At 27.4% G+C, this 12,545-nt stretch carries 11 protein-coding genes and 1 pseudogene; 3 read left to right on the forward strand and 9 right to left on the reverse strand.

Features of this window, described 5'->3' with window-relative positions; translation table 11 throughout:
• The first annotated feature begins 333 nt into the window (after nt 1-333).
• Nucleotides 334-588, forward strand: coding sequence for a helix-turn-helix domain-containing protein (locus ACN1CN_RS22065; protein WP_419137745.1), 255 nt, complete (start codon nt 334-336; stop codon nt 586-588).
• A gap of 120 nt (nt 589-708) precedes the next feature.
• Nucleotides 709-1,509 carry a hypothetical protein gene (locus ACN1CN_RS22070; RefSeq protein WP_419137747.1) on the forward strand — a complete coding sequence of 267 codons (801 nt, stop codon included), beginning with the start codon at nt 709-711 and terminating at the stop codon, nt 1,507-1,509.
• A gap of 87 nt (nt 1,510-1,596) precedes the next feature.
• Here ACN1CN_RS22070 and ACN1CN_RS22075 read toward each other — a convergent pair whose 3' ends face one another.
• The 7 genes from ACN1CN_RS22075 to ACN1CN_RS22105 form a co-directional block, all read right to left on the reverse strand.
• Nucleotides 1,597-2,406 (reverse strand): hypothetical protein, encoded by an 810-nt coding sequence (locus ACN1CN_RS22075; protein WP_419137749.1) that lies wholly within the window; start codon nt 2,404-2,406, stop codon nt 1,597-1,599.
• A gap of 53 nt (nt 2,407-2,459) precedes the next feature.
• The gene (locus tag ACN1CN_RS22080; protein ID WP_419137751.1) at nt 2,460-4,061 is read right to left on the reverse strand and encodes a DUF2326 domain-containing protein; all 1,602 of its coding nucleotides are present in this window, start codon (nt 4,059-4,061) and stop codon (nt 2,460-2,462) included.
• Complete coding sequence (locus tag ACN1CN_RS22085; protein WP_419137753.1) at nt 4,045-4,278, reverse strand: ABC-three component system middle component 7; 234 nt, start codon at nt 4,276-4,278, stop codon at nt 4,045-4,047. Before ACN1CN_RS22085 ends, ACN1CN_RS22080 begins: the two co-directional genes overlap by 17 nt.
• A complete protein-coding gene (locus ACN1CN_RS22090; RefSeq protein WP_419137754.1) occupies nt 4,275-5,048 on the reverse strand; it encodes an ABC-three component system protein in 774 nt (257 codons plus the stop codon). Before ACN1CN_RS22090 ends, ACN1CN_RS22085 begins: the two co-directional genes overlap by 4 nt.
• 183 nt (nt 5,049-5,231) lie before the next feature.
• Entirely contained in the window at nt 5,232-6,746 is a 1,515-nt protein-coding gene (locus ACN1CN_RS22095; protein WP_419137756.1) for an RNA-directed DNA polymerase, read from the reverse strand.
• Between the two features lie 178 nt (nt 6,747-6,924).
• Entirely contained in the window at nt 6,925-7,410 is a 486-nt protein-coding gene (locus tag ACN1CN_RS22100) for a hypothetical protein (protein ID WP_315190019.1), read from the reverse strand.
• Nucleotides 7,411-7,412: 2 nt separating this feature from the next.
• Nucleotides 7,413-9,434: an AAA family ATPase gene (locus tag ACN1CN_RS22105; RefSeq protein ID WP_419137758.1), complete on the reverse strand. Its 2,022-nt coding sequence runs from the start codon at nt 9,432-9,434 to the stop codon at nt 7,413-7,415.
• A gap of 419 nt (nt 9,435-9,853) precedes the next feature.
• Between ACN1CN_RS22105 and ACN1CN_RS22110 the strand changes: the two genes are divergently transcribed.
• Nucleotides 9,854-10,561 (forward strand): hypothetical protein, encoded by a 708-nt coding sequence (locus tag ACN1CN_RS22110; protein ID WP_419137760.1) that lies wholly within the window; start codon nt 9,854-9,856, stop codon nt 10,559-10,561.
• Between the two features lie 90 nt (nt 10,562-10,651).
• Here ACN1CN_RS22110 and ACN1CN_RS22115 read toward each other — a convergent pair whose 3' ends face one another.
• Nucleotides 10,652-11,170 (reverse strand): hypothetical protein, encoded by a 519-nt coding sequence (locus ACN1CN_RS22115; RefSeq protein ID WP_419137762.1) that lies wholly within the window; start codon nt 11,168-11,170, stop codon nt 10,652-10,654.
• A gap of 481 nt (nt 11,171-11,651) precedes the next feature.
• Nucleotides 11,652-12,419: pseudogene (locus tag ACN1CN_RS22120) on the reverse strand (RHS repeat domain-containing protein); the annotation flags it as partial.
• Nucleotides 12,420-12,545 lie beyond the last annotated feature (126 nt).

Raw genomic sequence — 12,545 nt, forward strand, 5'->3', positions numbered from 1 at the left:
ACATGTGATGTCGATTATCAATGCTATTAGGAATAAATTGATCTTAAGAATATTTGCTTGTGTAAGAGATGATAGATTTTATGAAAAAAAACATCAATATTTATTTGGATAAAACATAGAAACCCACACCCTTTAAGGCGTGAGCATTGGCACTTATCTTCTCGCGTGTTTAAAAATTACCAGTTTTCGTGAACGAGATTCAAAGCGAATGCTTCAAATATTTTTATATGAAGTTTCGCAAATATAAATTATTACTGCCAAATATAACAATATTATTTTAAAAGCAATATATATGTTGCCTTTTTTCTTTTTGCAAAAAGCGAATTTTATCAAATGGAAAAAGAACGCTTCGTAACGGAAAGAATACTGCTAGGAAAAAGAATAACGCAGTTACGGAATAAATGTATTAATAAGGATACAGGAAAACCTATTTCACAAGAAGAGCTTGGATTAAGAGTAGGATTAGTTAAAAACCATATAGGTTTGATTGAAAGAGGTCAAACTAATACAACTGTTGAAGCCTTATTTGGAATAGCTAAAGAATTGAATGTAAACATTAAAATGCTTTTCAATTTTGAAGAAATATAAAAAGATGCTTAGACATCTTTTTATATTTAATGGAATTTCATTGATATATTTGTGATTGGAAGTTGCATATCTTTATGAATTATAAGCAATTGGAGCCAAGGTTGGACAGAAAATTATATTATGATAAATGACACTATAATCAAAAATGGAATTGGTTTGATGAAAATGTATCTGCCCAATTTATTTGAATATATTTCTGAAAAGGAATTTGAACAATTTTTGCGAAAATCATATAATCATTCTGAAGAACACGGAGGTGGAACTCCGAATAACAATTTTTTAGTTACATTTTTTAAACTCATTGAAGAACATTATATCAATACATCTTCAGACATAAGAAATGAATTTGGTTATTTTAACTTTTTACTCGATAAGTTTCTAGAATTTGGAAATAACAAAAATTTTAAAAGTTTGATATTGGCCGCATTAAATAATTTTAAAAGTAGCAACTTTAAACATGTTTTAGGTGAAATAGCAGCATGTGTAGATCTTAGTAGCAAAGCAAACTTTTTAAAATATGAAAAAGTACTTGATAATGGTAAAAGCATAGATTTTCACTTTGAAAAGCAAAAGCATAATTTTTACGTTGACGTAGTAAGCTTTGACTTTGATATAAAAAAATATGAGAAAGAAAATTTTAAAAAATTTCTAGATGGCAGACTTCTACAAAAATTTGAAAGCAAGTCGACTAATTTAAATAATAAAATCAAAGAACACATAGTGATTTACCCTATTCTTTATGGTTTTACAGTAAAAATCATTAAAGAGCAAGAAGAATATTTAAAGTCAATACATCTCACAAGGTATCTGAAAAATGGATTTCAGAGTTTTGAACCAAAATGTTTCGGAAATATTCAGGGAACATTTTTTAACCTATTTTCGATTGATCAAATAGTTAACTTTGAAAAATATTACAAATAGCAACTCCCTATAAAAAGAGGTTTGCGACAATTGCTGAGCTTGGTTCGTTTCAGAATGGAGGGAGGACTTTCTAAAAAAAGCTAATTACTACCTAGAATTTTTACTTTTATGTTTCCATTCACAGCTCATTGGAGTAAACAAACTTGGTTCAAAATAAATTTTATTTATTATATCAAGTAATTTGTTAGATTTTAGTAAACCCCCACAATGTTCTGGCTCAGTTGCAATAGTAAAACCCTCTAGTCTTTCAAAAATCCAATTAATCAAAGGCCGTTTAATTTCTAACATATTCACTATCTCTTTTTGTTTAAGATAAGTATATTTCTGTTCAAAATTTCCATTATTATATGGATTATTAAGTGTAAAAAAATCTAAATCGATATCAAAGTATACACTTTGTTCTGTTGATTTTAAAAGACAATCTTCAAGAGCTGCATAAGTTTTAAATTTTTTAATGGTATGTGTGTTTCCATACAAATCAATAAATTTTTCATCTTCCCAATCCGATTCAAATTTCCCTTGTTTACAATGGACATAAATATCTCCAACCAAATTGAGATATGCTGCACATAAAATGTGACCATCATTATTTCCTGCTAGTTTAGCCCAAGAAAAAAAGGCGACTTCTCCATCATTTTCAAGGTTTAAATTTTCCAACCATTCCTTCTCAGTTTCACATGGAAAGCATAAATCTTGGTGCCAATCTAAACTAACTAAACATGGAGGGGTTTCAGATTTTAAATCTTTTTTCCATTTTGACCAATAAAAAAATGCATATCTATGTTCTTGAAAAACTGCAAGTTCAATAGATTTGTTTGAAAGTAATGGATGTGACAAGATTTCAACTAATGAACCAGGAGGTTTTATACCATGCTCATTTCTAAATTCAACTTTCATATTATTTTTCTATTATAAAACCTTTGTTAGTAGATGGCTTTTATTTATGACGATTATCTCCAATCTTGATTAAACAATTTTCTTGAATCATTTAGCTGAATTACTTTATTATTCATTAAAATTTCGATCGATTTCTCACTATATTTATTTATGCCGTCTAAAGAAATAAAGATTTGCTTTTGTTCGGTTGAATATTGTTCGATAATTTTGTCAATTGCTGAATCTTCAATGTTTTTAAATAATATAGAATCGTGAATTAAAAACGGTAGACAAGTTAATTTTAAAATTACTAAATCAAATTCAATTAAATCAGAAAAGGATTTACCTGTTCCAGTGTTGTCTTGATGGTCAAAAGAATACGACCTTTTGTTTAATTTAATTTTTGGAGTTTTCTTGTTTCCGGTATGAATTTCTTTATTAATTCTTATTAGTTCTGTATTAATTTTTTCTTCAATACTTTTTATAATTTCTGATATTGTTTCTTCTAGATCTAAATTTAATTGTTTTAAATCAATTATAACTTGCTCTTTTTCTTGATAAAACTTATTTACGGTTGATATTTTGTTTGATTCTATCGTTAAATCATAAATTTTCTCAACAATAAACTTTGGGCTTTTTACATTCTCAAGTAAACTTGATATTTTCAAATCTATTTTTACAATTTCCTCATTAATAACTTCATTTTCATCTTCGAGTATCTTTTTTGCATTATTTAATTCTCTTTTTAAAATTGACCCAATTTTGTTGTGGAAAGATTCTATTTCTTGTATTTTATTCTCGTTTGTATTTTCAAAAAAACTAGAAAGTTTATTAAAATATTTGCTTTTCACACTTTTTTGCTCAAGATTTAATTCTAAACGTCGAATCTTATTTTGATTATTTGATTGTAATTGTAAAAACTTACTTTTTTCAGTTTTGAATTCAATCATTTCCTTGCTTGTTAATTCTTCTATATTTAAAGTATATTGCAATAGATTGTCTTTAATATCTGCTATATCGCTTTGTATTCGATCTAATTCAATTTCGTTTTTTTTAAAATCTGTTTTCGTGATCTTCTCAACATAGTTTTTTTTATGTAATCCTGTTATTACTTTTTTAGATTCGTCTTGCTCCTTAATTTTTACTTCAGTCTCAACAATTGTTTCGTATAAATTGAATAATTTTATTAAGTTAGTAATTGCTGTAGATTCAGGTTCTTTGGTAAATGCTTGTAATGGTTTATCTACATTGTAATTGTCCTTTCCCCATATTCTTGAAAAAGTACTTACTATTTTTCTAAATGATAAAAACGGATTGTTTATGTTGTATTTTTCTTTAATTGCTTTGGTGAAATTTTCAACAGTATCTTCTGTTAATGTATTGTAATCACTGTCGCAAAATGAAACAACTTCCGGATTTTCAGTACTTCGCTTATAGTAATAATCGACTTCATCAAATTCAAATTTGAACAAGAAGTTTTGGTGTCCAAGTTTTTTGATAACTCCAGAATCATTTGTTATAAACGATTGACCGCCAAAAACAAAGTCAATTATCATTAAAAGTGTTGATTTTCCAATTGAATTTGTTGAAATATCATCTCCTAAGACTGCATTTAATCCATTTGAAAATTTTATAGGGTTTTCAATGAAATGTTCCGATTTAATTTCTTTTAACATATTTTATAATTTCGTTTTCAAAATCTATTTCAATTTCATCTAAAATATATAAAACATCTAATGAATAAATAAATTCATCTGCATTTTGAAATTTAGATATTGTTTTTGTAAAAAGTTCACTAATTGTCATTTCAGAATACTCTTGAGCTTCCAAAAGATAAATCATTTTATAAATAATTGATTCTTCGAATCGTATATGTTTATTTGGGTATATCATTCGAATATTTCGCAATTTTGGATGAAATAAGAAATAATTATTTCTGATGATTCATATGATTTATTTTTAGTTCGTTTGTTTAACCATTCAATCATAGCATCAAATATTTCTTTTTGATTTTTTTTTGAATCACTTTTCCTTAGCAATAAATAATGTTGTTTTATTTGAATAGAAATTGTCTCTGTTGTGCCAGGTTGTAAACTGTCCAAATCCCTAAATTTATTTTTTACTTGATTAAAATAGTCTTGAACATTTTTATGTATTTTTCTTTTTGTGAGCTTTGTTATTGTAGAGTCAGTTTTTTCGTCAATTGTTTTAGGGTTATAATTCAAAATATCAGGTTCATTAAAATCAAAATCTTCATTTGCTAGAAAATCAATTATTTCAAAAATTTCATTTTCTATATTTGAATTTATCCAATATGACTTTTCTTTAGAAAGTCGAATTAAATCCTTTTTTTTGTTCAACAAATTTATATATTCCTCCAGAGTTCTAGGATTATCAAATTCATTATGACATTTTAGACATAAACAGATTAAATTGTCTTGGTGATTTAAATCACTATTTAATATTTCTTGATTTTTAAGAATCTCGATTTCTTCAGCTTTGGGATTTAAGGGATAAATGTGCGCTATTTCATAATCTTTCCTTTTTTTTCCACCTTTATCACCAATCAAAATAGTTGGACAATTTGGACAAACTCCGTCAACTTCAGCAAAAAGTTGAAGTTCGTCATATTTAGAAATATTTTTTCTATTATTATTTTTCACGCATTTTTTTACTATATCCGCTAACGTTTGGTAGTTTGGCAGTTGTTATTTTATTAATACATCTGTTGTTTCATATATTGGTTTATATCCAATACTATTAAAAATTTTATTTGAAGCAATACTTTTTTTGTCTGAAATTAACCAACCTTCGTTAGTACTTTTCAAGTTAGCCGATTGCCCTTTTTAATTAAATTCTGCTTTTATAAATGTTAAACCATTTTTTTTCATTATTCTGTATTTGTCGTTCAATTCTGTCCAAGGCAGAATTTCATAGATGTAAAGCCAATATCTGTCAAAATCATCAATTTTAAGATGTTTTGCTTGGTCTTTATATTCTTTTAAATATATCTTCTTCTCGTGTTTTTTGTCATAAAGAAATGAAATCATCATAAATATGCAATCTGTTGACAAAATGGAATCATCTTTAAGCGTTGTTAAGTCAATTTTAAAATCGTATTTTAATGACCAATAAACAGCATAGGAGCAAGCTTCATATATTTTTTTCTTGACGCCGTAAGCATAAATATCTTTTGCAATTTCTTTGATGATTGATTTGTCAATTTTATGAGCTTCAAAAACTTTAACTTCAAGTAAATTTATTAAATATGGATATAATAAAACGAGATGATGAATCTGTTTTATGTAATAATCTTTTGCATTTTTATCTAAATGTTTATTAGATATGATTTTTATTGCATAATTAATGATTGAACCGTCTGATTCTTCGTCTAACATTAATTCAATTGCAAAATCTAAAAAACCTTTTAATTCTTTTACTCTAATTGCTTCTTTTTCATTTACTATATATGTGTTTGTAAAATTAAAATGATTCAATTTAGTAACCCAATTTTTGACACTTGCTTGCGGCAATGGAATTGTTTTGGATTTTTTATTATTTAACGCTAATTCATATTTTTTTAATTCTTCGGATAAACACAAAAAGAACCTATCAGATTCTTCGTGAGAATCCACATAACAAGTATAGTCGTCAATGTTTCGTATATATTTAAAACCTTTTTGAGTTAGTTCAAAATCAACATTTACTAAAATAATCTCGGAAATTAAATTTGAAGCGTGTGGACCAATTAATACACCATTTGTTTCTCCAAATTTTACATTTCTTGTAAAATAATCTAATTGATTAAACCAATTTGTTGGATTTTTATTTGTTTTCGCATATGATTTACCAACTAAAGACCAAGCTATAGAATGGCTGTAAATACTTGGAAAACAAGTTGAAATGTCAGCATTTGCTATAAATTTACTTTTAATAACAATATCTTGCTCTGGATCACCATCCTTTGAAAAATTTTTATAATTCATTTCAAATAAATGTGGCTTATCTTGTAGTTTTCTTAAATGAATTCGACTTACTTTAAATTTGTCATTTACAGTTTTATTTTGAAAATGATTTTTAATTTCACTCCAATTGTCTGATAGTGACTTACATTGATTTGAATAGGCAAATGGTTCAGGAATTGCAAAAGGTCTTGGTATATTAATATTTCTAATGTTTGAATATCTTATATAATCTTTTGGCTTATCATTTATTGGGAATGTAAGAGTTTTTGTAAACTTTAAAAAATCTTCACTAGTTAAAAAATTTGGTGTTTTTTCTGCAAAAAGCCCAAAACCTACTAAACCATCATAGAGTTCAGAATCCAAAATTTCATTTTTGTAATCTATGTATTTTTTCATTCGTTGTTTTTAGTTCTATGCGTTTGTCTAGGCTGTTGGCTAACGTTTTGCAGCTTGGCGATGTGGCGGATTAAGGAAGCCTAAAATTTCGGTTAAACACTAACTTTGCAAGTACAAAACCAACTTTAAATTAAGTCCAAAACCCGCCATATTACCAAACTGCTGTTGCCTGTTGGCTTTATTTGTTATTTCTTCTTTCTTTTTCTTCTTTAAATAAAAAACCTAAATCTCTTCTTAACTGTTTTCTGAAATTATTATTAGAATTGGTTATTTTTTCAATTTGTTCAGCAGAATAATTATTGTTATTTGCTGGATTTTTCATCAAGTTATTTCTCAATTGATAATAACTTTCCAAAGCTTCGGAAGATATAATTAAATTCAATTTTCCTTTCTTCCATTCAATTAATTCATTGAGAGTATTTTTAAGTCTTTCAGTATCAAAATTCCCTCCTTTATCTTTGTAAATATTGTCGGTAATTTCAAATGCTTTTGGATATATTTCAAGTCTTAAATCATAAAGTTTAGTTGTTAAGTTTCTATTTATAGTTTTATTGAACTGTTTTTGTTGGAAATTTTGATTTCTATAAAATTGAAATAATGCAACTAATGAAATTACTAAAGAAGTTATTGCAGTAACTAAAGAAGGAGTAAAAAAATCAGTCATAATTATTTCAAATTTTTATTTATGGTTTGAATTAATTTTTTCCAATTTTCAATTTCAATCGCTGTCAAATTATTTGCTTCGTTATTACGAGTCCACTTTATAAAAGCTTTAGCTAATTTATATTTTGAAAAATTTGGTATTTCTTTTGAAAAAATATCGATTATTGGTCGAGTAGGTTGTGCGTCTGATATGGGTTTTACATTAACTGAATATTCTTCGTTTGCAACGATTATTAAAGTTTCTCGTAATAAATCTTCAATTTCTGCTTTCGGTACATTTACGCAGAAATCTTTAGTTCGCAATATGTTTTTATTACCTAAAGTATGAACTAAATTTTCTTGTTGAGCGGCTTGGTCTCCAGCAGAATCAGAATCTAATAGAGCAATAATTTTTAAATTATGCGCGTGTAAAATAGTTGCATAATAGACAACTTTACCAGCAGAATTTGCAAAAACTAAAGCGATTTTCTCGTCTAATTTCTCAATATTTGATTCTCTTAATAATGAGGCTGTAGCATCTATATACCAATAATCGGTTAGTCCTTCTAGAATAAGGTTTTTTTTTTGTGTAAATAAACTTTGGGCTAAATCATAGCCAAGAGCTTCTTGTAAAGGAAGTAGACCAGCAGGGTCGCTTGAAGAAATTGTTGTATGAACTTTTGTTCCCTCTTCTCTGTCTTTTAATTCTACTACACGTACTAAATCTAATTCATCTGGTCCAACTAAAAATGGGGAATGAGTAGTGTAAATAGTTTGGTTTTGCTCGGAAAGTTTTGATAATGTTTTTCTAAAATCTCGTTGTTTTAGTCCGTGAAGACTCATCCCTGGTTCATCAAGAAGTAATATTGCATTTTTGTGTTTATCCATTGCTTCTGCAAAAAACACTACATAAAATGACACAAGCCATTGAAATCCTTCTGATCTTTGATCTAATTCAATCTTTACACCTATATCATCCTCTACAACAACTTTTAAATATTGACCATCAGCTGATATGTTTATTTTTTCAGCCTCTGGTCTGTTTGGATTTGGATTCCATATAGCTTTGATTTCTTTTGTCAGTCTAATACTAGCAGCATCCAATTGATATGAACGTTTGTCAAGTGTATCACGATATTTTTTTAACGCGTCAAAATCATCCTTATTTGGGCTTGGAGTTTTTCCAATCTCTGATAATTCTCTCGGAGAAAAACCTAATAATTTTAGTAGACATAAATTACCATAATCATAATATTTATCATCATCTAATAATTGTCTTTCTATTCGGTCTGCAAGATGTTCTAAATGAATTAACGGTTTAACTTTAAAGAAGTTATTAAAAAGTACAAATACAGGTTTTCTACTATTGATTAATTTTTCAATTTTCTCAAATTCATTATTGTAATCAATTTCTTTTAATATTTTCGCATATCTTTCCTCTTCTTTTGCATTATCTTCATCAATCAATGAATAATTTGCTTCAAGCCATTTTTTAATTTTATCAGAAGATTCTTTGTCGAAAAAAGTTTCATCAATTAAAGTTTCTGTTATAACTTTTAAGGCATCACTTGGTTTTGGTTTTTCTACATTAACAACATCATCTAAAAACTGTTTATCAATATGTGATGAAATTCTATTTAAGTCATTTTTAATATCAATGAATTTCTTTTTTATAGGAGCATTCTGTAAAAAATAATGTCCCTTATTATCAAGATTTCGATATAAAACATAAATACATTCGTGAAATTCTTTTGGAATTACTTTTTTATCTTCTTCATCCAAACTAAAATATCCTCTAACAACTTCAATATTTTCAGATTTAACTTTACCAGTTGTTATATCATTATATAATGAACGAGGATAATCTCTAATGTCATCAAATCCATCTACGCCTTCAGGCCGATTTAATTTTTGTAACGCTTGAAGAATTACAGTTTTTCCAGCTTCATTTGGACCAACCATAATAGTTTTAAGTTCTTCTATTTCAAATTCTCCAGTATCTCTGATACTTCTATAATTTTGTACTCTAGCTTTTATTAATTTCATATTTTCATTGGTGTTTTTTTGGCAGTTTTTTTGGTTAAGCTTGCGGGCAACTCGTTTATAGTAGCCATAAAATGTCTTGAATCAATCCGAATTAGGTTGGCTTCGTGTTATAAAGGGACTTTTTCTTTCCCGCTAATATAGAACTATTTTTATTACATATAGCATACTCCACTATGCCTAATTTGATGCTATTAGATATGAAATTTTATACCTATTTTAAATTAAAAAACCTGTCAATCAAGAAAGGACTAAAACAAATAACATCAATAAATCTTTTATTTCATTACGGAAAACCATAACAAGAAAACGAATTCCAAAGTTTTATACAATACGTATTTATACTGAATTTATCTATCCGCCGAAAGTGCATATATTTACAAGTTAGAGTACAAATACACTTATTAATCAATTGAACGAAAATGAATATAAATAACTGGTTTACCAAAAAAGAATCTTTAGAGTTAAACTTATCAACTGCTACAATAGTAAAACTGTGTATTCTTATTATACCTATTCACGGTATTTTATATCTAAGCACATTTTATGAAAACTTTGGGATAACATACTTTATGTATTTTAACCCTGTCGATTTTTTAACCATTTTTTATGCGAATAACACAATTGCATTAAAATTATTGATAGGATTAATGCTTTTCCCCGTATTTCTACAAATACTCTATAGAAATAAGCAAGATAAAATGTTTTATTTCAATCAACTACTTTCTTGTATCTTTTTGTTTTCATTATGTTTAGTCGTAATTATTATTTATAATAAGCCACATTTATTATATGGCATATTACTGTTGTTATTTATAACTACCTGCGTAATAATTTTCGCAGCTATTTCAAAAAAACTATCGGTTATATTTCCTAGTTTAGGAATCTTAGACCTTTTTTTTGTGGTCTTTTTCGCTAAGTACGATGCGTATTTAACTAAAATAAACAAACCTAATTTTGATATTATTCTCAATGATAACAGCTATCTTTTAAAAGAAGATAAAACTAAACACTCTAGTTATTTTATCGGCAATATCACTAACTACATTTTTATATATGATGGTGTATTGAAAAAAGTTAGAGCAACTTCAATTGGAGAGATTAAAGAAATTAGATTTGACTATAAATAGCTTTTTACTATTACTAGAAAAACAAAAAACCTAACACCAGATTGTTCATCCAGTATTAGGTTTTATTTTCAATTCAATAATTAGCGATGTTTATGGGGCAGTACTTTTATTGCTAGCTAATATCCATTTTTTTTCTTCACATGAATATTCAAAAACAACAACAGTTCCTCCGCCATTTGCAAATTGACACTTGTTTTTACTACAAGTAACTTTAAAATCGATAATGGTAATTTTCAATTGATTGTTTTCTAAATTGGGTATTATTTTCCATACATCAATTCCTTCTTTTAATAATTTTTTATTTTTTTTATTGTAAATATCAATTTGTTTAAACTTAATGTCAATATCTTTTAATGTTGGCATTAAGTACGCTTGGTTATTATTGTCAATTAAATATATATTCTCAATGTAATGCTTGTAGTCTGCAATATAATTCTTCCAATTATCTGTTTCATTTTTTTTGTTTAACTCTCCTTGAAAACCTCTATATGTTTCAATAGATTTAATAACAATTGTAGAATCAATTAACCTTTTATAATCATCTAATTTATCTTGTGCGTATAAATTTAGATTTAGTGTCAAAAGTGATATTAATAAAAAATTTTTCATGATTAACTATTTATAAAGACAAATCTATCTAAAAAAACCTAACGACCAGATTCATCATCCAGTTGTTAGGTTTCTATTTCACGCTTCAGAAATGATCCTTATGCGTTTGTGGTTCGTTTCAGAATATCGAAACGCTTTTATTTATTTCATAGTTATGTAAAAACAAAGAATTGCCAACGCTAATAATATATTGATCGCATATACAAACAATGTTTCAAATTTTATAGGCTTAAAAGTTTTAAAAATAATGTTATACAACATTAAAAAAATAAAATTAAAAACTATTAAGTTGCCCAGATAACTAAATCCTCTGAGGAAAAAGCTATTAATATTCAAAACTGGATTCGGAGTTTGATTCAAATTTAATAATTTTTCTAATCCATAGCCATACCCAAAAATGATGTAATTATCATTATTTTGATAAAGATAAAATAGATTAATAAAAAGAATCACTAAACAAAAAATTAGAAGTTTTTTGTCATTATTTAATTGGGACAGCAAATATTTTACCTTTTTCATTAACATATAATTTATTATCATTTATAAAACCAGAAGTATATATATTGTTGCTAACAGAAGCAGAAACACCTGTAAGTTTGAAGTTATAACCTTTCATACCGTTTAGAGTTGCAGCCTTTAAGGTTAGTTTTGCATCTGATCCAATACCAGCAACTCTTCCAGCTAACGTTCTGTCAATGTTTAGAACTCCATTAGAACCCATGGTCGCCTCATCTATAAGGTATCCAATTTTAGAATTAAGAAAACTCAAATCGTCTCCATCGATGTAATCTCCATTTTTCATTGCCTTTAATATTTTACCTATCATAGCTTCCGCATTATCGCCTTTTTTTATCCCAGCTGATTGTTTGGTAACTTTTTTCCCATCTTGGTCATCTTCATCGTTGGAATCACTATCAGCATCCGAATCCTTTTTTGCAGATTCCAAAAACTTTTTAAAATCGGCATCGATTTTATTTTGAACTTCATCCATTTCTTTGGCTTCCTTCTCCATTTGTTTCTCGCTTACTTTCTCCTCTTTTTTATCATCTACGTTATCTACAGCACGCATCCCATCTGGGTCAGTAAATCTCATTGGATTATTGTAAGCATAGCTATATGTACTCCATCTACGTGATAACTCTGCTAATGGGTCAATGTTCATCCATCTTCCAAGTGCAGGGTCATAATTACGTGCTCCATAGTCGTACATCGCAAGCCCTAGCTCGTCTTGCAGCTCTTTGCCATTATACTTATACTTATAAGGGTTTGCAAAATTTCCTTAATCGTAATTAGTGGGTTTTGCTCATCATGGTAAAATTCAAAGAACTTACTTTTGGTGACGAAAATAGAAGTAATCTTACGAAAATCCTAACTA

Source organism: Flavobacterium sp. T12S277 (genome assembly GCF_048514875.1).
Taxonomy (GTDB): Bacteria; Bacteroidota; Bacteroidia; order Flavobacteriales; family Flavobacteriaceae; genus Flavobacterium.